25 protein-coding genes and 1 tRNA gene are annotated in these 20,301 nt (G+C 65.1%); 12 read left to right on the top strand and 14 right to left on the bottom strand.

What is annotated here, in order from left to right; all coding sequences use genetic code 11:
• Nucleotides 1-51: 51 nt before the first annotated feature.
• Nucleotides 52-987: an isopenicillin N synthase family oxygenase gene (locus tag CA833_RS00345; RefSeq protein ID WP_207079880.1), complete on the bottom strand. Its 936-nt coding sequence runs from the start codon at nt 985-987 to the stop codon at nt 52-54.
• Nucleotides 988-1,132: 145 nt separating this feature from the next.
• Between CA833_RS00345 and CA833_RS00340 the strand changes: the two genes are divergently transcribed.
• The 3 genes from CA833_RS00340 to CA833_RS00330 all read left to right on the top strand — a co-directional run bounded on the left by CA833_RS00340 (nt 1,133) and on the right by CA833_RS00330 (nt 2,243).
• Entirely contained in the window at nt 1,133-1,546 is a 414-nt protein-coding gene (locus CA833_RS00340; protein WP_142632847.1) for an EVE domain-containing protein, read from the top strand.
• Between the two features lie 111 nt (nt 1,547-1,657).
• Complete coding sequence (locus CA833_RS00335) at nt 1,658-1,840, top strand: CsbD family protein (RefSeq protein ID WP_142632849.1); 183 nt, start codon at nt 1,658-1,660, stop codon at nt 1,838-1,840.
• A gap of 175 nt (nt 1,841-2,015) precedes the next feature.
• The gene (locus CA833_RS00330; protein WP_207078876.1) at nt 2,016-2,243 is read left to right on the top strand and encodes a hypothetical protein; all 228 of its coding nucleotides are present in this window, start codon (nt 2,016-2,018) and stop codon (nt 2,241-2,243) included.
• Between the two features lie 40 nt (nt 2,244-2,283).
• Here CA833_RS00330 and CA833_RS00325 read toward each other — a convergent pair whose 3' ends face one another.
• Nucleotides 2,284-3,597: an MFS transporter gene (locus CA833_RS00325; protein WP_207078875.1), complete on the bottom strand. Its 1,314-nt coding sequence runs from the start codon at nt 3,595-3,597 to the stop codon at nt 2,284-2,286.
• 238 nt (nt 3,598-3,835) lie between these two features.
• On the opposite strand from CA833_RS00325, the gene pgsA reads away from it, so the two are divergent.
• Both pgsA and CA833_RS00315 read left to right on the top strand, forming a co-directional pair.
• A complete protein-coding gene (gene pgsA, locus CA833_RS00320) occupies nt 3,836-4,429 on the top strand; it encodes a CDP-diacylglycerol--glycerol-3-phosphate 3-phosphatidyltransferase (protein ID WP_207078874.1) in 594 nt (197 codons plus the stop codon).
• Between the two features lie 180 nt (nt 4,430-4,609).
• A complete protein-coding gene (locus tag CA833_RS00315; protein ID WP_207078873.1) occupies nt 4,610-5,824 on the top strand; it encodes an MFS transporter in 1,215 nt (404 codons plus the stop codon).
• Here CA833_RS00315 and CA833_RS00310 read toward each other — a convergent pair.
• The 3 genes from CA833_RS00310 to CA833_RS00300 form a co-directional block, all read right to left on the bottom strand.
• Nucleotides 5,821-6,717: a hydrogen peroxide-inducible genes activator gene (locus CA833_RS00310; protein ID WP_142632859.1), complete on the bottom strand. Its 897-nt coding sequence runs from the start codon at nt 6,715-6,717 to the stop codon at nt 5,821-5,823. The genes CA833_RS00315 and CA833_RS00310 overlap by 4 nt on opposite strands.
• A 73-nt stretch (nt 6,718-6,790) precedes the next feature.
• A complete protein-coding gene (gene rnd, locus CA833_RS00305; protein ID WP_142632861.1) occupies nt 6,791-7,984 on the bottom strand; it encodes a ribonuclease D in 1,194 nt (397 codons plus the stop codon).
• 91 nt (nt 7,985-8,075) lie between these two features.
• A complete protein-coding gene (locus CA833_RS00300) occupies nt 8,076-9,494 on the bottom strand; it encodes a hypothetical protein (protein WP_207078872.1) in 1,419 nt (472 codons plus the stop codon).
• 252 nt (nt 9,495-9,746) lie between these two features.
• Here CA833_RS00300 and aspS point away from each other — a divergent pair, with 252 nt between their 5' ends.
• The 4 genes from aspS (at nt 9,747) to mltG (ending at nt 14,432) form a co-directional block, all read left to right on the top strand.
• Nucleotides 9,747-11,537, top strand: a complete 1,791-nt coding sequence (gene aspS / locus CA833_RS00295; RefSeq protein ID WP_207078871.1) for an aspartate--tRNA ligase — start codon at nt 9,747-9,749, stop codon at nt 11,535-11,537.
• Between the two features lie 233 nt (nt 11,538-11,770).
• Complete coding sequence (locus CA833_RS00290) at nt 11,771-12,007, top strand: acyl carrier protein (protein WP_007013838.1); 237 nt, start codon at nt 11,771-11,773, stop codon at nt 12,005-12,007.
• A gap of 169 nt (nt 12,008-12,176) precedes the next feature.
• Complete coding sequence (fabF, locus tag CA833_RS00285) at nt 12,177-13,436, top strand: beta-ketoacyl-ACP synthase II (protein ID WP_142632867.1); 1,260 nt, start codon at nt 12,177-12,179, stop codon at nt 13,434-13,436.
• A gap of 21 nt (nt 13,437-13,457) precedes the next feature.
• The gene (mltG, locus tag CA833_RS00280; RefSeq protein ID WP_142632869.1) at nt 13,458-14,432 is read left to right on the top strand and encodes an endolytic transglycosylase MltG; all 975 of its coding nucleotides are present in this window, start codon (nt 13,458-13,460) and stop codon (nt 14,430-14,432) included.
• Between the two features lie 121 nt (nt 14,433-14,553).
• On the opposite strand, the gene CA833_RS00275 is transcribed toward mltG, so the two are convergent.
• The gene (locus CA833_RS00275) at nt 14,554-14,964 is read right to left on the bottom strand and encodes a sugar transporter (RefSeq protein ID WP_207078870.1); all 411 of its coding nucleotides are present in this window, start codon (nt 14,962-14,964) and stop codon (nt 14,554-14,556) included.
• A 126-nt stretch (nt 14,965-15,090) separates the two neighbouring features.
• Here CA833_RS00275 and CA833_RS00270 point away from each other — a divergent pair, with 126 nt between their 5' ends.
• Nucleotides 15,091-15,633 (top strand): 2'-5' RNA ligase family protein, encoded by a 543-nt coding sequence (locus CA833_RS00270; protein ID WP_207078869.1) that lies wholly within the window; start codon nt 15,091-15,093, stop codon nt 15,631-15,633.
• Nucleotides 15,634-15,742: 109 nt separating this feature from the next.
• Nucleotides 15,743-15,819 (top strand) — tRNA-Met (locus CA833_RS00265).
• 80 nt (nt 15,820-15,899) lie between these two features.
• Here the strand turns inward: CA833_RS00265 and CA833_RS00260 are convergent.
• The 8 genes from CA833_RS00260 to CA833_RS00225 all read right to left on the bottom strand — a co-directional run bounded on the left by CA833_RS00260 (nt 15,900) and on the right by CA833_RS00225 (nt 19,470).
• Nucleotides 15,900-16,952, bottom strand: a complete 1,053-nt coding sequence (locus CA833_RS00260; protein WP_207078868.1) for a tyrosine-type recombinase/integrase — start codon at nt 16,950-16,952, stop codon at nt 15,900-15,902.
• Between the two features lie 277 nt (nt 16,953-17,229).
• Nucleotides 17,230-17,424: a hypothetical protein gene (locus tag CA833_RS00255; RefSeq protein WP_207078867.1), complete on the bottom strand. Its 195-nt coding sequence runs from the start codon at nt 17,422-17,424 to the stop codon at nt 17,230-17,232.
• Nucleotides 17,424-17,660 carry a DUF2312 domain-containing protein gene (locus CA833_RS00250; protein ID WP_207078866.1) on the bottom strand — a complete coding sequence of 79 codons (237 nt, stop codon included), beginning with the start codon at nt 17,658-17,660 and terminating at the stop codon, nt 17,424-17,426. The genes CA833_RS00255 and CA833_RS00250 overlap by 1 nt, the downstream gene beginning before the upstream one ends.
• Before the next feature lie 11 nt (nt 17,661-17,671).
• Nucleotides 17,672-17,893 (bottom strand): hypothetical protein, encoded by a 222-nt coding sequence (locus CA833_RS00245; RefSeq protein ID WP_207078865.1) that lies wholly within the window; start codon nt 17,891-17,893, stop codon nt 17,672-17,674.
• Nucleotides 17,894-17,898: 5 nt separating this feature from the next.
• Nucleotides 17,899-18,099, bottom strand: a complete 201-nt coding sequence (locus CA833_RS00240; RefSeq protein ID WP_207078864.1) for a hypothetical protein — start codon at nt 18,097-18,099, stop codon at nt 17,899-17,901.
• 293 nt (nt 18,100-18,392) lie between these two features.
• On the bottom strand, nt 18,393-18,698 hold the full coding sequence (locus CA833_RS00235) for an ogr/Delta-like zinc finger family protein (RefSeq protein ID WP_207078863.1): 306 nt from the start codon (nt 18,696-18,698) through the stop codon (nt 18,393-18,395).
• Nucleotides 18,698-19,189: a hypothetical protein gene (locus tag CA833_RS00230; protein ID WP_207078862.1), complete on the bottom strand. Its 492-nt coding sequence runs from the start codon at nt 19,187-19,189 to the stop codon at nt 18,698-18,700. Before CA833_RS00230 ends, CA833_RS00235 begins: the two co-directional genes overlap by 1 nt.
• A complete protein-coding gene (locus tag CA833_RS00225; RefSeq protein ID WP_207078861.1) occupies nt 19,186-19,470 on the bottom strand; it encodes a carph-isopro domain-containing protein in 285 nt (94 codons plus the stop codon). The genes CA833_RS00230 and CA833_RS00225 overlap by 4 nt, the downstream gene beginning before the upstream one ends.
• A gap of 83 nt (nt 19,471-19,553) precedes the next feature.
• Here CA833_RS00225 and CA833_RS00220 point away from each other — a divergent pair, with 83 nt between their 5' ends.
• A complete protein-coding gene (locus CA833_RS00220) occupies nt 19,554-20,099 on the top strand; it encodes a helix-turn-helix transcriptional regulator (RefSeq protein WP_207078860.1) in 546 nt (181 codons plus the stop codon).
• The last annotated feature ends 202 nt before the right edge of the window (nt 20,100-20,301 follow it).

Genomic DNA, 20,301 nt, shown 5'->3' with positions numbered 1-20,301 from the left:
CCTGAGTGCCCCGGGGAGACGCCTTGGCGACGTTCCCCCGGGGCACCGGTTTCAGGCCTTGAGGCCGATCTCGCGCAGGCGTTCCTGCAGATAGTCGTCGGCGGTGATGCTCACCGGGTAGCGGTCGGGGTTTTCCGGGGTGATGCACTGTTCCAGCGTCTTGAACGGGAAGTCGCTGCGCAAGTGCAGGAAGAAGGGCATCGAGTAACGGCTGTGCGCGGCGCGCGCGCCTTCGGGATTGCGTACGCGGTGCGTGGTCGAGGGCAGCACGTGGTTGGTCAGGCGCTGGAGCATGTCGCCGATGTTGATGACCACGGCGCCTTCGGGCGGGGCAACCGACAGCCACTCGCCGTTCTTGCCGAGCAGTTCGAGCCCGGCTTCCTGGGCACCGAGCAGCAGGGTGATGAGGTTGATGTCCTCATGCGCGCCGGCACGGATGGCGCCGCCCGCGCCTTCGCCCACCGGCGGGTAGTGCAGCAGGCGCATGACCGAGTTGCCGTCGTCGATGGCCGGATCGAACCAGCGTGCGTCGAGGCCGAGGTCGACCGCGATGGCGGAGAGAATTTCGGCACCGGCCTTGTCGAACTGGGCATAGAGTTCGGTGAAGGTTTCCTGGAAGCCTTCGATCTCGCTGGGCCAGATGTTCGGCGGCATCGAGGCGGCCAGCGGCGAGCCTGCGGGCAGGTCGCGGCCGACGTGCCAGAATTCCTTGAGGTCCTTTTCGGTCGCGCCCTTGGCGACTTCGGTGCGGAACGGGGTGTAGCCACGCGCGCCGCCCTGGCCTGCGATGAAGTACTGGCGCTTCGCCTCGTCGGGCAGCGCGAAGAAGCGGGCGGTCAGGTCCCAGGCGCGGTCGATCAGCGCCTGGTCGATGCCGTGGTCGCGGACCATGGCAAAACCGAAGGTGCGGAAGCTCTCGCCGATGCGCGCGGCAAATTCGGCGCGGTCGGATTCGAGGCTGAGGACGGGAATCTGGGCAAGGTTCATCATGGTCTTCCAAACAGGATTCGGTCGAAGTGCTTGAAGATCAACGACTGGCACGGGCCGAATCACTGGTGTTGTCTTCGCGGCTGCTATTGCTATGCCGCCCCATAAAAGTTTCTGTCCCAAATCAAAATTCGAAAGGCTCGCGATGGCGAAGCGCTACTGGCTGATGAAGTCCGAACCCGATGCCTACGGCTGGGCCGACCTCGTCAAGGAAGGCGAGGGCACCTGGGATGGTGTGCGCAACCACCGTGCGGCCAACAACCTGCGCGCCATGGAAGTGGGCGACGAGGCGTTCTTCTACCATTCCAACATCGGCAAGGAGATCGTCGGCATCGCCGTCATCAGCGTGTCGGGGCTAACCGATCCCAGCGATGCGGAGGGCAAGTGGGCGGCGGTCAAGGTCAAGCCGGTGCGCAAGCTGCGCCGTCCGGTCACGCTGGCGCAGATCAAGGCCGATCCCCGGCTTGCCGAAATGGAGATGATCCGGCTCTCGCGCCTGTCGGTGGCGGAAGTGACGGCTGAGGAATGGGACTATATCCTGGCGCTCTCCGAACGCTGAACGCGGCAGGGGCACGGTTCGGCGCAGCGGCGGCAACCGTGCCGCGGGCCATGCGCTTTTCCCTTCGTGAACGCGGCGATAGTCCGCCGCGCCAGACCAAGGAGAACAGCCATGGGACAGCTCAAGGACACCATCAAGGGCCTCGGCAACGAGATCGCCGGTAACGCCAAGCAGGTCGCGGGCGATGTCCGCAATGACCCGGCGCAGAAGGCCGAGGGCAAGGTCCAGGAAAAGAAGGGCGAGCTTCAGCAGGGCCTCGGCAAGGTCAAGGGCGCGCTTGGCGACCGTGTCTGACCGGTCGACCCTTCATCGACGTTCGAAAGGGCTGCCGAAAGGTGGCCCTTTCTTTTTGAGAAGTGCTTGAATGTTAAAGGTTTGAAAGCGCGATTTGCGGCGCATTCGTCCCGATTTGGGATGTCCCGTTTCGGGCGTCTGGCAAGACGGTAAACAAAGTCTTAATCTTGCCGCCATGAGACGATTGCAACGCCGCACGCTTGTGCTCACCAGCGAGTCCGCCCGGCATCCGTTCCGGCGCACGCTTTCTCCCCGCGTCTTCGTGGCCGCGCTCCCAGCCGATGTCGAGGCGGCTGAAAACGAGCAGGCGCGCCGTGCCTGGCGCCTCAGCGGCGCTGATTGGCGCGGCTTCCTTTCCGCCTATTGCGCTTCGCTGGTCGCGATCGTGGTCTTCATCGCCTGAGTGCAGGGCTGACTGCTGGCGAAGGGGGCGTGCCGCGCGGTCAGGCCGTGTGCGCCGACTTCTCGGCGCGGAACAACAGGTAACCGAGCCAGGCCGAGGCGCCGCAGGCAACCGCCACGACCATCATCTGCTGCACCACCGGCAGTCCCAGCCAGGTCATCGCGCCGGTCACCAATGCGCCGACCACCATCGCGCCGGAATTGACGATATTGTTCGCGGCAATCGTCCGCGCCGTCAGCGACTTGTCGACGAAGGTCGTCAGGAAGGCATAGAGCGGCACGACAAACATGCCGCCGCAGATCGCGATGCCCAGCAGCGTGCCGAGCAGGGCGAGAGCCAGCGGCTGGACCAGGAATGTGCTGACGTTCATCAGCGGGTCCGTGGCCAGATGGCCCGGCCAGATCGCGCAGACTTCCTGGAACGCGATCAGGAAGGCACCCATGCCGATCACCGAGATCGGCGACCAGCGCGCCGAAACGGTGCCCTTGAGCAGGGCATTGATCGCCATTGAGCCGATCGCCACGCCCACCGAGAAGATCACCAGGAACAGGCTGGCCACTTCCTTGCTGGCATTGAGGATGTTCTTGGTCAGCGGCGGGAACTGGATGAAGAGCACGGTGCCGATCGCCCAGAAGAAGCTGATCGAGCAGACCGCGAGGAACACGCGTCGGTCGCTGAGCGTGGTGCTGACGAGCCGGATCGAGGCGCGCAGGACATGGAAGTCGAGTGGTTCGGGCGTGCACATCGGCGGGGCGGAAGGCACCTTGCGGCCGGCGACATAGCCGAGGATGGCGACGATCACGACCATGATCGCAGCGTGATCAACGCTGATCCAGCCGGCGACGATGGTGCCCGCCAGCACCGCGATGTAGGTTCCCGCCTCGACAAGGCCCGTGCCCGAAAGCACTTCGCCTTCACGCAGGTGCTGGGGCAGGATCGCGTACTTGATCGGTCCGAAGAAGGTGGAGTGCACGCCCATCGCGAAGAGCGCGAGCAGCATCAGCGGAATCGCCAGCGCGTCGAGCGCGATATGTTGCCAGGCCAGCGCAAGACCGGTGCCGCCCACGACCATGATCGCGATTTCGCAGGCCTTGATGACGCGGATGATCTTCGCCTTGTCTCGCATGTCGGCGAGTTGGCCGGCGAGCGCGGAGAGCAGGAAGAACGGGATCACGAAAATGCCCGAGGCCAGTGCGCTGAAACGGGCTTCGGCGGCCTCGGAGTTGTAGACCCCATAGACCACGAAAAGTACCATGGCGTTCTTGAACAGGTTGTCGTTGAACGCCCCGAGCAACTGGGTGACGAACAGAGGCAGGAAACGCCTCGCGCGGATGAGTTTGGTCGTCGTGGTCATGTCGTTGGAAAAATCGGCGGCCTCACTCTTCGTGCCGGGACACTTAATGCCACAGGGCGAGCGCACAAGCCCTGATCGGCATTTTCTTGGGTGCGGCGGGTGCATGGCGGCGGTGACGCAGGGGAGGAAGCCCTCTCCGCGACAATTCGCGTTCCCGCGATTTTGTCCGAAAAACCGAAGACTCTTGAGTCACTCTTCCATTCTCAAACGCGCACATCGCCGCTATGGCTGTGCGGCGATGCTTACCTTGCCGAATATCCTCACGCTCTCCCGCATTGTCGCGATGCCGCTTCTGGCCTTCCTGCTGTGGTGGCCGAAATGGGAATTTGGCTATGGCCTTGCCTTCGCGCTCTACTGCCTGATGGGCATTACCGACTATTTCGACGGCTATCTCGCCCGGTCGAGCGGGGCGGTGTCCAAGCTCGGCGTGTTCCTCGATCCGATCGCCGACAAGATCATGGTCGCGGCGGTGATCCTCGTGCTGACCGCGCAGGGTGTCCTGACCGGCCCTTACGTGGGCGACATGCATGTCATCGCCGGGCTGATCATTCTCGTGCGCGAGATCGCGGTCTCGGGGCTGCGGGAATTCCTCGGCGGATTGCAGGTCTCGGTGCCGGTCAGCAGGCTCGCCAAGTGGAAGACCACGTTCCAGATGATCTCGCTCGGCGCGCTGATTCTCGGCGCCGCGATGCCCTGGTGGAACCTCGATCTCGGCGCGCTGGTGATCAACGTGCCGCACACGGTGGGGCTGACCACCTTGTGGGGCGCGGCCGTGCTGACGCTGATCACCGGCTGGGATTACTTGCGGGTCGGCCTCAAGCACATGGATTGAGCGCGGCGATTGAGCGCGGCGATCGAGCCCGGCGACCAAGGGCGGCGGAGTCCTCGAGGCAGGCGCGATGGCCCGCGCCTGGTTGCAAAAAACGCTAACCCGAGTGCGCTTGTTGCGTTTGGCTCAAGCGTTCGCCTGCGTCAGGTGCCTGCGCAGTCGGGGGACATCGCTATCGCAAGGATGAATCCCATCACCGCCTCTCGTCGCCTGCTTGCCGCCCAGTTCCGCAATCCCAATCCGAAGCCTCGGAAATTCGGGCGCGCGCTGGTGTTCGCGCTGGCGGCCTCGGCGGGGCTGACGGTCGCCAACATCTATTACGGCCAGCCCATGCTCGGCCTGATGGAGCGTGACGTTCCCGGCGCCGCGATCACCTACGTGCCGACCGCCACGCAGCTTGGCTACGCGGCGGGCCTCATGCTGCTGGTTCCCCTCGGCGATCTGGTCGAGCGCAAGCGGCTGATCGTCCTCCAGTGCATTGCCCTGGCGATCGGGCTGGCGCTGGTCGCGATTGCGCCGAGCGGGGCGATGGTGCTGGCGGCATCGCTGGTGGTCGGCCTGCTGGCCTCGGTGGCGCAGCAGATCGTGCCGCTTGCGGCCAATCTCGCGCCGGAGGACAAGCGCGGCTCGGTGGTCGGAACGGTCATGGCCGGGCTGCTCTGCGGCATCCTCCTGAGCCGCACCCTGGCCGGGTTCGTGGGCGCCGAGTTCGGCTGGCGGGCGATGTTCGCACTGGCGGTGCCGCTGGCGCTGGGAACTGCCGGACTGCTGGCCTGGCAATTGCCGCGCAGTCAGCCCAGGCCTGCGGGCATGGGCTATGGCGGGCTGCTGGTCTCGCTCTGGGGGCTGTGGCGCGAATTTCCCGCGCTGCGCCTCGCCACCTTCACCCAGTGCACACAGTTCGGCGTGTTCAGCGTGTTCTGGACGATCCTGGCACTGCATTTGCAGGAGCCGCGCTTCGGGCTCGGGTCGGAAGTGGCCGGGCTGTTCGGCATCCTCGGCGCTGCCGGGGTGCTGGCCGCGCCGATCGCCGGCCGGATCGCCGACCGCCGCGGGCCGCACATGGTGATCGTGGCGGCAAGCGCGTTCACGCTGGCTTCCTGGCTGATCTTTGCATTCTGGACTTCGATCGCCGGGCTGGTGATCGGTGTCCTGGTGCTCGACTTCGCGATCCAGGCCAGCCAGATTTCCAACCAGAGCATCATCTATGCCCTGCGTCCTGAAGCGCGTTCGCGCATCAACACCGTCTACATGGGCACGATGTTCCTGGCCGGTGCGGTGAGTTCGGGGGCGGCGACGGTGGTCTGGCACCACTGGGGCTGGAACGGGGTGACGATGCTGGGCATCGCCATCGCTTCGGTCGGCATGGCGCTGCAGGGGCTGCGCCGCCGGGGCTAACCGGCGCGCAGTTCGTCCGCGAGCAGCCGGAATTCTTCCGCGCGCGGCGAATTCCGGCGCCAGACCAGCGCGATCTCGCGGTTGGCGTGGGGGGAATTGAGCGGGCGGGCGACCACATTGGTGCCGTTCAGGATACCGGCATCGATGGCCATTTCCGGCAGCATCGTCAGGCCGAGCCCGTTGTCGACCATTTGCACCAGGGTGTGCAGGCTGGTGCCGATCATCGTCGCCGAAGCGCGCAGTTCCGGGCGGTTGCAGGCCGCCAGCGCGTGGTCTTTCAGGCAGTGCCCGTCTTCCAGCAGCAGCAGGCGATGCTCGTCGATGATGTCGGGGCCGACTTCCTCGGGCGGGTTGCGCGGATCGTCATTGGGAAAAGCGACGTAGAAGGCGTCGAGCTCGATGGTTTCCTTCTCCACTTCGCCGGTGGCGTAGGGCAGGGCGAGCAGCACGCAGTCGGCGCGGCCGTGGTGGAGCGATTCGATGGCGGCCTGGCTGGGTTCCTCGCGCAGGAACAGCTTGAGGTTCGGGCGCTCACGGCGCAGGCGCGGCAGCATGCGGGGGAGCAGGAACGGCGCGATCGTCGGGATCACGCTCATGCGCACTTCGCCCGAGAGCGGCTTTCCGCTCGACTGCACGAGATCGGACAGTTCCTCGGTCTCGCGCAGGATGCGGTGGGCTTTTTCGACTACGGCATTGCCCAGCGGAGTGAAGCGCACCGCGCGCTTGGTACGTTCGACCAGCGTGACGCCGAGCAGGGCCTCCAGATCGCGCAGGCCCGCCGAAAGCGTGGACTGCGAGACGAAGCAGGCATCCGCGGCACGGCCGAAATGGCCATGCTCATGAAGCGAGACAAGGTACTGAAGCTGCTTGAGCGTGGGCTGATAGACGGTCACGCGCGGGCTATCGCACGAAGAGGGGCGCTTCGCCAACCATTTGCGCGCGATCCGTGAATTGAGGGCAGGCCGGTCACTCGGTGACCGGCACCTCTTCCGCATCCTCGACACGAGTCATCTTCAGCTTGCCGTCGACGACCGCGAAGGCGAGCTTGCCCTCCACGAGGTCGAGGGCATCATGGCCGAAGACTTCGTAGCGCCAGCCTTCCAGGATCGGCAGGTTCTTGCGCACGCCGGCGGCCAGCAGTTCGAGGTCCTCGCTGCGCGCCAGCAGGCGGGCGGCCACGTCGATCTCGCGCGCGCGGATCTTGAGCAGCAGCTTGAGCAGGTCCGCCACCAGCGAGCCTTCCTTGCCGAGCGGCGCACCGCGCGGGGCGCGCGGCGGCATCTCGTCATCGGTCAGCGGCTGCGACTTGGCGATGGTGTTCATCAGGCGCTTGCCGATGTCGTTGTCCTTCCAGCCCTGCGAGAGGCCGCGCACCTTGGCAAGGTCCGACTGCTGCTTGGGCGGGTGGCTGGCGAGGTCGGCCAGTGTCTCGTCGCGGGCGATGCGGCCGCGCGGGATGTTCTTGCCCTGCGCCTCGATCTCGCGCCATTCGGCGATGGCCTTGAGGCGGCCGAGCATGGCGGCGTTGCGGCCGGCGGCCTTGATGCGCTTCCACGCCTCGGTGGGGTCGTTGCGGTAGTTGGCCGGATCGGCCAGCTTCTCCATTTCCTGGTCAAGCCACTGGCCGCGTCCGGTCTTCATCAGGCGCTTGAGGATCTTGGGGAAGATCTTGGCCAGATGGGTGACGTCGCCGATGGCGTATTCGATCTGGCGTTCGGTCAGCGGGCGGCGCGACCAGTCGGTGAAGCGGGCGCCCTTGTCGATGGTCAGGCCCTGCCACGATTCGACCAGGTTCGAATAGCCGATCTGCTCCGACTGGCTGATCGCCATCATCGCGATCTGCGTGTCGAAGATCGGGTGGGGGGTGCGGCCGGTGAAGTTGTAGATGATCTCGACGTCCTGGCCGCCGGCGTGGAAGACCTTGAGCACGTCCTCGTTGTCGGTCAGCAGGTCGAGCAGCGGAGACAGGTCGAGCCCGTCCGCCTTCGGATCGACGGCGGCGGCTTCCTCGGTATTGGCGATCTGCACGAGGCAGAGTTCGGGCCAATAGGTGTTCTCGCGCATGAACTCGGTATCCACCGTCACGAAATCCGATTTCGCGAGGCGTTCGCACAGAGCGGCGAGCTCTTCCGTCTTTGTAATAAGCGGGTGAATGATCATTGCGACTGCGGCGTTACGCCGAACCGGGCGGGGGATCAATCTCCCCGACCGGTCCGACTTCCAGTTTTGTCGGAGAAATCCGGCGACGATGCTATTTTTTGCCGAACAGGCGTTCGAGCAGGCTGCTGACCAGGCTGGCCGGGCGCTCTTCCTCGATGGCGATGGTCTCGCGGTCGACGAAGCGGCGGCGCAGCTGGGTGCCGGTGACGTGGATGCCTGGCGGCGGCAGGTGCAGCGCTTCCTCGTCCTCCTGAACCGGCATCGCTTCGCGTGCGGGTTCGAGAACCGGAAGGGGCGCGGTCGCAGGCGTGGCGGTCGCCGCCATGCGCAGGCCGTCGAGCGCGGCATAGTCGGTTGCGGCGTCGGTCGCGGCCAGCTCCGCCGTTTCCTCGCTTTCGAGGTCATGGTGCTGTGTTTCGGCGGGCCAGTCGTCGAAGCCGGCAGCCTCGAAATCGGCCGCGCCAAAGTCGATCCGTTCCTGTGCCTGCGGGAACTGGCGGAACACGCTGCCGGGCAGTTCATCGGCGGAAGAGGGCTGCCCGGGGGCGTCGAACAGGGGCGGCGCGGTCTCGGTCGATGCCTCATCTTGCGCCAGCGGCGGTGCAAAAGGCGCGCGGCCGGTATCGAAGATCGGCGCCGGGAGTTCGGTGGGCTGCAGATCGGACGGCGTCAGGTCCGATGAGGGCAGGTCCAAAGAGGGCAGGTGTGAGGGCGGCGCGGGCATCGCGGCAAGATGCGCGCCGAGGTCCAGCGGGCGGCGCTCCAGCACGGCGCCGATACCGCGGGCGGCGGGCGCCGGTTCGGCCGATACAAAGCCATCGCGCGCACTCGCGGCCGGGGCCTCGAACCAGGGGTAGGCCTCGTTGCTGCCCACCAGCACCGCCATGGCGCGGGGAAGTCCCTCGGCGGTAACCTTGTCGCGCACGGCCTGGTGGACCAGCACGGCGAGATAGCAGGCGCCGACCACGAAGCCGCGCTGTTCCTCGGGTGTTGCGCTGCCGCTGCGGCAATGGTTCTCAAGCGCGGCGATCACCGCGTTGAGATCGTCGAGCCCGGCTACCCGCAAGGTGTCGTCGAGGTCCTCGAAAGCCCCCTGCCAGGCATTGGTAGTGCCGGTATAGCCGGCGCAGAGCCCGTCGCGATCGGCGTGGGAGAAGCCCCAGGCCTGGTCGGTATAATATGTGGTCTCGAATGCGAGAGTGGGCGCGCCGCCGAAACCCGCCTGCATTCCGCAGACATCGATGCCGATCGCGGTGATCGGATCGCCGGGACTGTCGAGTTCGCCGATCCGTTCGATCAGGCGGTCCCAGCCGGTGACTTCGAGTTCCGACGCGGCAATGAACCGGAAGCGCGCGGGCAGGGGCTGGCCCTCACCGCACAAGTAGCCAAGTTCGGCCTTGAGCGCGCGGGCGGCCTGATCGGCGTCGCCGGCGCGCAGCATGGACTCGATCGCGAGGCGGAATTGGCTTTCCGGCCTGCCGTCGACCGTGACGTCCGCAAGCATTGTCATTCTCCATGAGACCCTTTGATGCGGGGATAGCTCCGCAATGGTTGATACCGGGTTACCGCGGCCGCTATGTCTGGCGCGCGCTTGCGGCAGCGGCTGCGCATGCGGGGCAAAAGTGCGTCAAAGGCGGAGTGGAGCGTGTCCAGGGCCGGGCGGGGCGCGCGAATGCAAATCCCCATCTGGAAATAATCCGGCCACTCGACTAGGGGGCACGGCTTGCAACCTGTTTCAGATCAAGAGAAGCGCGAGCCCGCCATGACTCATCCCTATCGCTCCCACACCTGCGGCGCCCTGACCGCTGCCGAGGTCGGCCAGGCCGTCCGCCTCTCGGGCTGGGTGCATCGCAAGCGCGATCACGGCGGCGTGCTCTTCGTCGATCTGCGCGATCACTACGGCATCACCCAGATCGTCACCGACAGCGACAGCCCGGCGCTGGCGGTGCTTGATTCGCTGCGTGTCGAATCGGTGGTCACCATCGAGGGCGAAGTGAAGGCCCGCAGCGCCTCCACCGTGAACCCGAACCTGCCGACCGGCGAGATCGAGGTCTACGCCCGCGCCGTGACCGTCCAGGCGAAGGCCGAGGAACTGCCGATGCCGGTCGCCGGCGAGCAGGAATATCCCGAGGATATCCGCCTGCGCTATCGTTTCCTCGACCTGCGCCGCGAGACGCTGCACGCCAACATCGTCAAGCGCACCAAGATCATCTCGGACATGCGCCGCAAGATGGAAGGCATCGGCTTCACCGAATACGCGACGCCGATCCTGACCGCCTCGTCGCCCGAAGGCGCGCGCGACTTCCTGGTGCCCAGCCGCATCCACGCCGGCAAGTTCTACGCGCTGCCGCAGGCGCCGCAGCAGTACAAGCAGCTGCTGATGGTCGCCGGTTTCGACCGCTACTTCCAGATCGCCCCCTGCTTCCGCGACGAGGACCCGCGCGCCGACCGTCTGCCGGGCGAGTTCTACCAGCTCGACCTCGAAATGAGCTTCGTGACCCAGGAAGAGATCTGGGAAACCATGGAGCCGGTGCTCCAGAGCGTGTTCGCCGATTTCGCCGAAGGCAAGCCGGTCACCCCGGCAGGCAGCTTCCGCCGCATTCCGCACGCCCAGTCGATGCTGGATTACGGTTCGGACAAGCCCGATCTGCGCAACCCGCTGATCATCAAGGACGTGACCGAGCACTTTGTCGAATCGGGCTTTGGCATCTTTGCGGGCATTGTCGCGAACGGCGGCGTGATCCGCGCGATCCCGGCTCCGGGTGCGGGCGCGGGCAGCCGCAAGTTCTTCGACGACATGAACGTCTGGGCGCGCGGTGAAGGCTATTCGGGCCTTGGTTATATCAACATCAAGGACGGCGTCCCCGGCGGCCCGATCGCCAAGAACCACGGCGAGGAAAAGACCGCCACGCTGATCGAGGCGCTGGGCCTTGGCCCGAACGACGGCGTGTTCTTCGCCGCCGGCAAGGAAGAGCAGGCCGCCAAGCTGGCAGGGCTCGCCCGTATCCGCACCGGCGAGCAGCTCGACCTGATCGACAAGGACCGCTTCGAGCTGTGCTGGATCGTCGACTTCCCGTTCTACGAATGGGACGAGGACAACAAGAAGGTCGACTTCGCGCACAACCCGTTCTCGATGCCGCAGGGCGGCATGGAAGCGCTGGAAGGCCAGGACCCGCTGACGATCAAGGCGTACCAGTACGACCTCGTCTGCAACGGTTTCGAAATCGCCTCGGGCTCGATCCGTAACCAGTCGCCGGAACTGATGGTCAAGGCCTTCGAGATGGTCGGCCTGACCAAGGCTGACGTCGAGGAGCGCTTCGGCGGTCTCTACCGCGCCTTCCAGTACGGCGCCCCGCCGCACGGCGGCATGGCGGCGGGTGTCGATCGCATCGTGATGCTGCTTTGCGGCGCGCAGAACCTGCGTGAAGTGGCGCTGTTCCCGATGAACCAGCGCGCCGAAGACCTGCTGATGGGCGCGCCGACCCCGGCCGAGCCCAAGCAGCTGCGCGAACTGCACATGCGTGTGGTGGAGCCGCAGAAGCCGGCGGCCTGACAGCAGGCTGTTTGCCTCTAAAAGAAGACCCCGGTTTTCCGGGGTCTTTTTCGCCGAGGCGGCTGAAGAATGGGCGATATGGGCTGGAAAAGCCCGGCGCAGGTCGATAAGGACGCCTGCGATGCCTCGCGCGACGGCACCAACTTGCGCGCGAGGCTTGCCAGCGCCCCGCCCAATCATTAGGGCGGCTGGCGAGATACAATACTGACCGATTTTTGAAGGGGTCTATTCACATGAGCGATACCGCCGATCGGGTTAAGAAGATCGTCGTCGAGCACCTCGGCGTGGAAGCCGACAAGGTCACCGAAGAAGCAAGCTTCATCGACGATCTGGGCGCTGACTCGCTCGACATCGTCGAGCTGGTCATGGCGTTCGAAGAAGAATTCGGCGTCGAGATCCCGGACGATGCGGCTGAAAAGATCAGCACCGTCTCCGATGCGATCAAGTACATCGAAGAGAACAAGGGCTGATCCGGCCTTCGGTCACAATGGCGTTTCCGGTCTCGGCCGGGGCGCCTTGTGTCCACTCACGGATTGAAATCGACAGGCTCGACCTCTAAGGGGGCGGGCCTGTTGCCGTTTCTGCCGGTGGAGTTTCCAGCGGTGCAACCACGGCCTATTTGAGTTTTGGAGAGCGTGAATGCGTCGCGTCGTCGTAACCGGTCTTGGTCTGGTCACCCCGCTCGGGGCTGATGTCGAGACCACCTGGGCCAACATCCTTGCTAGCAAGAGCGGTGCGGGTCCGATCACCAAGTTCGATGCTTCGGACCAGAAGTGCCAGATCGCCTGCGAAGTGAAGCCGGCCGATCATGAGTACGGGTTCGATGCCGGCAAGCGCGTTGATCACAAGATCCAGCGCCAGGTCGATCCCTTCATCGTCTTCGGCATCGATGCCGCAGGCCAGGCGCTCGAGGACGCCGGTCTCACCGACATGAGCGAGGAAGACAAGCTCATGGCGGGCTGCTCGATCGGTTCGGGCATCGGCGGTCTGCCGGGCATCGAAAGCGAATCGCTGGTTCTGGCCGAAAAGGGCCCCGGCCGCGTCTCGCCGCACTTCGTCCACGGCCGCCTGATCAACCTGATCTCGGGTCAGGTCTCGATCAAGTACGGCCTCAAGGGTCCGAACCACGCGGTCGTCACCGCCTGCTCGACCGGCGCCCACTCAATCGGCGATGCCGCACGCATGATCAAGGACGGCGATGCCGACATCATGCTGGCGGGCGGCGCCGAATCGACTGTCTGCCCGATCGGCATTGCCGGTTTCGCGCAGGCCCGCGCGCTCAACTGCAGCTACAACGACCGCCCCGAACAGGCGAGCCGCCCTTACGACAAGGATCGTGACGGCTTCGTCATGGGCGAGGGCGCCGGCGTTCTTGTCCTCGAGGAATACGAGCACGCCAAGGCCCGCGGCGCGAAGATCTACTGCGAAGTGATCGGCTACGGCCTTTCGGGCGATGCCTTCCACGTCACCGCTCCGCATCCCGACGGCGACGGTGCCTACCGCTCGATGCAGATGGCGCTGAAGAAGGCGGGCATGACCCCGGCCGACATCGACTACATCAACGCCCACGGCACTTCGACCATGGCCGACACCATCGAACTGGGCGCCGTGCGCCGCCTGTTCGGCGATGCCATCGGCTCGGTGTCGATGAGCTCGACCAAGTCGGCCATCGGCCACCTGCTCGGCGGTGCCGGCGCGGTCGAATCGATCTTCTGCATCCTGGCGATGCGTGACCAGATTGTGCCGCCCACGCTCAATCTCGACACCCCGGACGAGGGCTGCGAGGGCGTTGACCTGGTTCCCCACGTCGCGCGCAAGCGTGAGGTGCGCGCGGTGCTGAACAACTCGTTCGGCTTCGGCGGCACCAACGCCAGCCTGGTGATGCGCAAGATCGACTGATCGCGAAAGGCTGAAGAGGCGATGATGTCGCGGCGCAACTGGTTTATCGTCGCGGCCATCGGCCTGTCGGCGGTGATCGCCCTCTGGTCCTTCGTGGGCGGCTGGTACGGTTCCGGCCCGCTCGCGAAGGACACCCATTTCATTGTTCCCAACGGGGCGAGCCTCGCCTCGGTGGCGGAGCGGCTGGAAAAACAGGGCGCGATCCGCTCTGCCAGCGGCTTTGCGCTGCGCGCCCGCGTGTTCGGCGGCGGCGGCGCGATCAAGGCGGGCGAGTTCGCCATTCCCGCCCACGCCAGTTCCTCGCGCATCCTGGCGATCATCTCCAGCGACGATGTGATCCGCCGCTTCGTCACCGTGCCGGAGGGCATGCCCTCGATCATGGTGCAGGAACGCTTGATGGCGCAGAGTGGTCTGACCGGCGACGTCGCCGTGCCGGACGAAGGCTCGATCCTCCCGGACAGCTACGCCTTCGGCAAGGGTGAAAGCCGTGAGGACGTGCTGCGCCGCATGCAGGCGGCCATGCGGCGGACGCTGGCCGAACTTTGGGACAAGCGCGACCAGGGTCTGGTGGTGAAGACGCCCGGGCAGGCCGTCATTCTTGCCTCGATCGTCGAGAAGGAAACCGGCAAGCCCTCCGAGCGGACGATGGTGGCCGGGCTCTATTCCAACCGCCTGCGCATCGGCATGCCGCTGCAGGCCGATCCTACGATCATCTACCCGATCACCCGGGGCAAGCCGCTCGGCCGCCGGATCCTCCAGTCGGAGATCCGCGCCGTCAACGACTACAATACCTACTCGATGCCCGGCCTGCCCAAGTACCCGATCACCAACCCGGGCAAGGCCTCTATCGAGGCGGTGCTGCACCCGGCCAAGACCGGCGCGCTCTACATGGTTGCCGACGGGACCGGTGGCCACGCTTTTGCCTCGACGCTGGCCGAGCACAACGAGAACGTGAAGAAGTGGTTCGCGATCCGCCGCGCGCGCGGCGAGATCTGAGGTCGCGATAAACGGGCAGGGGCGGTCAGGCGCGGACGGGCGCGGACAAGGGGGGGGCGTGGCGCCCGCTGCCCGCCCCGGGCCGTTTGCCAAGGGCCCGCGCCAATGCCCTGGGCCTGCGTCAATGCAACGTGCCGTCGGCCCGCTTGCGGCGTGCATACGTGACCGATGCGATCGCGATCGCCAGGATCATCAGCGGAAAGATCACCGAAGCCGGTCCCTTGGCGCCCAGCATCCCGAAATCGAGGAAGCTCCAGCCGAACTGCACGATCACGCCCGCCAGCGACAGCGCAAAGAAGGCCCAGGCGCTTCCGCGTCGCATCAGCAGCAGGAGCGCGCCCAGGGTTCCGCTCCATACCGCGATCGCATAGGCGCCCCAGGCCCAGGCGGGCATCTGCATCAAGGCCTGGGCGGCGACCGGATCGGTTCGGGCCAGTTCGTCGAGATCGGTGCTGGCCTGCATGAAATAGGCGGCGTCGCCCAGCAGGTTCCACACCAGGATGCCGGAGGCGATGATCCAGAACCTGCGCATGTTGCTCTCCCCAGGTGCACCACCATAGGATAGGGCGATCCTGCCGCATGGGCTGCCCGCTGACAATCCGCTCGTGGTGGGAGTGGGAATCGTCCGCTATCGAGGCGGGGTGAGACGGGAGCAGGCATGAAAAGAGCGGGTGAGATCCTGGCAAGCGAGCGCCGCCCCGGTGCGCCGTTGCTGGTTACGGCGGAACTGCCCGCCGACGTGCTGGGCTGGGCCGATGGCCTGCGCCGGGCACATTATCCTCCGGAGCGCAACCGCCTGCGGGCGCACGTCACGCTGTTTCACGCCTTGCCGCCGTCCGTGGAGGCCGAACTCATGGCGATTCTCGGCGAGCTAGCGCGCTCGGCACCGCCGCCTGCACGGATTTCAGGGCTGATGAAGCTGGAGCGCGGCACGGCGCTGGCGGTTCACAGCCCGGCGATGGAAGACCTGCATGCGCGGATCGCCGATCGCATGCACGGCCTGCTCACGGTTCAGGACAGCCGTCCGCTGCGATTGCATGTGACGGTGCAGAACAAGGTCTCCTCGGCGCAGGCGCAGGCCTTGCAGGCCCGATTGCAGGCGGAACTGGCGCCCGTTTCGTTTCGGTTCCGGGGCTTCGGGCTCTACGCGTGGGAGGAGGGGCTCTGGCGGGAAATTCGCATCGTAAAATTTCGCGGCTAAAGTGCTTTTTGGGTGTTGACCGCGGGCAACCTTCCCCTTAGAGGCACGCACCTGCCCGGGGCGCTCCCCGCGGCACCATGCAGAGCCACCTATGCGGTGGTATTGGTATGGCGGAGTAGCTCAGCTGGTTAGAGCAGCGGAATCATAATCCGCGTGTCGGGGGTTCGAGTCCCTCCTCCGCTACCATCCATAAAGCCCGGATTTTCCGGGCTTTTTTATTGCCATTTTCTCGTCATTGTTGGGACGCTTGAAGGGCATTTTACAGCTCATTTTACAGAGCGGTGGTCCTCAAGCTTGCGGATGGCGGCTTCGCTCAGCGCGGGGTCGCGGTGCATGTAGTGGGTGTCGAGGATAGTCCCGACCTCCTTCAGGCTGTGTCCGGTGATCGCCGCGATTTCAGGAACGGTTGCGCCTGCGATGGCGAGACGCGTGACGGCGGTGCCGCGCAAATCGTGGAAGGTCAGCCCGGAGATTCCGGCCTTGATGCAGGCCTTGCGCCACGAGGCGCGGAAGCCCGATTCGGTCCATTGCGTTCCCCGTTCGGTGGCGAGGATGGTGTCGGGCAGCGACTTGCCCTCGGCGGCATAGCGAGCCCGTGTGCGCTCAAGGGCTTGTCTGAGCGGCGCGCCTGTCGGCACGGCGATTGACACCTTGGTCTTGCGCTGGCGTAGGCGGATCGTCTTGCCGTCGAATGCTGCCCATTTGAGATGCAGGAGGTCACCCTGTCGCTGGCCGGTCCAGAGGGCCAGCGTCAGCGCCAGATGCAAGTGCTGTGGGGCAGCTGCATAGAAAGCCTGTTCGTCTGCATCGGACCACACGTTTTCAGAGCGCGAGGCCTTATAAAGTCGTCCCGGTCGTTCGCACGGGTTCAAGGGCACGATGCCGCGATTGTACGCCCACGACATTGTGCGGGCGAGGACGGCAAAGGCATAGTCGGCCTGCCGGCGCGACTTCACCGCCAGTCGTTCACGCCAAGCCAGGAATTCCCCGCGCGTGCGGCGGTCTTCGAGCGCTGCGATCGGGAAGTCGGCGAATTCGCGCTCGATCACGATCAGTTGCCGGCGATAGTCCTTGCGGGTGCGCTCCGCGAGGGCTGCGAACTCGCTCGATTCCTCGAAGCGGTCCAGCACGGAGATAAGCAAATCTTCGTTGCGATTGCGCTGACGGGCAATGGCAGCGTTGTAATTGCTCATGAATTCCGGCGATCCGGGCTCGCCCTCAAGGCGTGGGCCACCACGCCAAGCGTAATAGTAGGTGACGCGCTTGCCTGAGGCGAGCTTGGCGTTGACCTTGTGCAGGCCCTTAATTCGCACGCGCATCGCGCTTGCTTCTCCATTTATCGAAGGGTGATGCGGGGGCTTCGGGAAGCGCTGTAGTGAGGATGCGGATGGTTCCATCGGGCGCGATCTCCACGCCTGAGACGGTCATATCCGCTGAGCGAGCGGCCTTCACGGCACGCACCACGTCGGTTTGACGGAAGGCTGAGGGGGCTCTGCCCACTGGAGTTCCTTTGTCGTTTCGCCGGCAGGTGGCCCGCAAAGGGCGCCCGCGTCACTGCCGTGCATTGGGATGGGAGGCTGACCGGATGAAGCCCGGTCAGCGCGGGTCGCCTTTGCTGCCCGAAAGCGCGCTGGCGACGATGAAGGGGATGGTCAGCACGACCGCGACGATGACCAGCACGCGCGTGGCCGTGCGGGCGAGATCGGCGCGGCGCCGAGGTACTGCGGTCGGCTGGCAGGCCTTGCAGGCGCAGCCGATGGGGTGGAGGGCGGAAGCCGGGCGGCGGGCCATCAGTCGATCCCCAGCGCGGTCTTGTAGGTATCCAGCAGCAGGTCCATTTCGCGGCGATCATCCGGCTTCATTTTCCGGATGCGCACGATCTGGCGCATGATCTTCACATCGTACCCGACGGCCTTCGCCTCGTTGTAGATGTCCCGGATATCGTCGCCGATGCCCTTCTTTTCTTCTTCCATGCGCTCGACGCGCTCGATCAGCAGGCGCAGGCGGTCGTCAGTGGTTTCGGCCATTTTCGGTCCCTTTACAGCATGAGGAGTTGTGGATCGGGGCTGGCCGCAATCCAGTCGGCGCGGGCGGCAACGGCCCGTTCATAGGCGGCCTGCGCGGCGGCGGTTTCCGCTTCGGCGGCGGTGAGTTTCTCAGTCGCGCGGGCCTTGCGGCGCTCGCAGCAGCGCACCAGTTCCTCGATCTTGCGAAGATCCGGCGTGCCGGCGAACAGGTCGTTGAAGCGAAATTCCGCCATGACCGTCAGCCCGCAGCGCCGAGGCGCATGGCGATCTGCGCGACGACGCAGGCCGAGCCAAGGACGGTGATCGCGGTGATCAGGCAGCGCATCGCGACTTTCTCTGCCTGCCGGGCGAAGGCCGTAAGGCGCTGCGTTTCTGTGCAGACCGGGCTGAGTTCCACGACGATGGCGCGGATTTCGCGGTGATCGAGGGGCGCGCTCACTGGCGGCGATCCTTCGGCAGGTCGATGGCGCAATCAGGGCAATAGGCCGATGTTGTGCCGTTGACCGTTTCCGTTGCCCAGCCTGCCGGAAGGTGAGGCGTGAGGGTGTTTCCGGTTGCTTCGCAGCAGCTGCAGATGGCGGAGAAGGCCCGCAGCAGCGGAAGCGTTGGCGCGGCCTTGTGAGTGGATGGCATGGGGCGGGCTCCGAATTTTGGCAAAGCAGGGGCGTTCCCGGAAGCGAGCCGGGCAGGGGAGTGCGCTTAGGGGCAGATCAGGCCGGGGCGGCCCTGAGGTCAGTCGCCGGGGGAAGCGTTCCCCGGTTCGGGCGGCAGGCTGTTGTCGTTGTCCGCCCGGTCATTGGCGGCATCGCGCCACTGGCTGAGCGGCAACTGATGCAGCGGCTGAGGGTAGCGGCTGGGCTTGATCGTGCGGATCGGTTCGAGCGCGACCACGAAGGTGTGCCCGCACGCATCCGGGTTGCGGCAGTGGTAATAGACCTCGCGATAAAGCGCGCTGGTCTTGCCGGAAGTCCGTGCGAAGGCGCGGCCTCCGCAGGCCGGGCAGGTGACATGCGGCAGTTGGGCAGGACGACCCGACATCAGTGATTTACCCCCGTGGCTTCGCGGCCGGCGCCATTGCCGGGCAGAAGGGCTTTCAAGCGACCGATCAGGCGCGGGAAAATCGCGTCGGCTTCCTCGGTTTCGGCAATGGCGCGGTAGATCTGCGCGGGCGTGGCGCCCGGCTGCAACGCCTGGATGCAATGGCCGATGGCATCGCCGGTTTCGCGCGAGATCAGCGCGACATCATCGGCCAGAGCTTCACGGCACCCGGAGGCATCGACCATGGCAACGTCCAACTGGCGCGCGTAGCTTTCAAGGATGGGGGCATAGCCGCCGCCGGCAAGGATAAACGCGCGATCGAGCGCGATGGCCTGATCGAGCGTGGGGGAGCCGTGCTTGTCGCTTTCGCTCCAGTGCCGGACAGTGCGGACCGCACGGCGCGTGATCGAGCCCGCGGCTTTCCAGCCGATGCGGCCGACGACCGTGGTGACAGCGAGGGAGAAGGTGAGGGGCGCGCGAACCTTGGTCACTGCGGGCGACCCTTTCGTTGCGCTTTCGGATTCTCATCGCAAACGACGGAAGCCTCGGAACCGGCTACATCGGATGCAGGATGGCCAAGCGGGAACACGACATGCTCGGCGGTTACGGGGAAACCTAGCGCCGCGCCTTTTGCGAGGACCGATGCTTGCTTTTGCGCAGGAATATGGCCGGCGCGCTTCCAGCCCATGACCTTGCTGGGGCTTTCATCAAGCGCGCGCGCCATTGGACGGATGCCGCCAAACAGGTCGAAGATTGAGGTGAGCCGTTTCATGGACGATGGTGTGTAAGATTTACACACGACTGTCAATGTAGATTACACACACAATGTGTCCAAAAAATTTATACGCAAGAGAGATGTCGTCTGTAGCACCTCTCTTAAAGCAACTCCGCCAAACAGCAGTCCCGACCCTGTCCATCCGCAAACTCGCGGACAAGCTGGGAATGGGGCATTCGTCGTATGCTGTTTACGAGAATGCCAACGTCTACAAAAAGCCGTACCTCCCAATTGATCTCGCGCGTCGAATTGCGGCGGTGCTCGCAGAACATAGCGTGGATCCAGCGGACGTGATGAAGCTTGCCGGTCTGACTGACGCGGAAAGCCAACCCGAAGCGCGAGCGATCGAAGCTGCGCGCCCAGCAATTCAATACGTGCCGCTTCAAGTGGCGCTCCCTAGTGAAGCTGCGCTGCGCGATATGTTCCGCAGTCTCTTGGTTCTTGTTCCAGATGGGTCGACCAAGGACGAGACCGCTGAAATTCTAGCTCGATGGCTTCCATCTGGCTTTGCAGGTATCGGACCCTATCTGCCCGATCCGGGCGCGGGTGCGTCGCCTGCAGGCGATACTCCCCCTCCAGCTGCTGCCACAGATCATCGCGAATCTGGACCATCGTCGCGCACCTGACGGAGCAATTCAGACAATCAAACTCGCAACCTGGGGTCGCCCGGATGGCACGCGCACTCAACCTGACACTCCTTTGTTCCTGTTACGTTCTATTTGGGCGTTCGCAGGTTTGTAGGAAAGTGACAATCGCTGCTGGAAAAAAGTTTCGTGTGGACAGCGGCATAGCGGCGGTCTTACCCGTGTCTCGAATTTCTGAACGGGG

Source organism: Novosphingobium sp. KA1 (assembly GCF_017309955.1).
Lineage (GTDB): Bacteria > Pseudomonadota > Alphaproteobacteria > Sphingomonadales > Sphingomonadaceae > Novosphingobium.
This window is presented reverse-complemented; position numbering and strand designations above follow the sequence as displayed.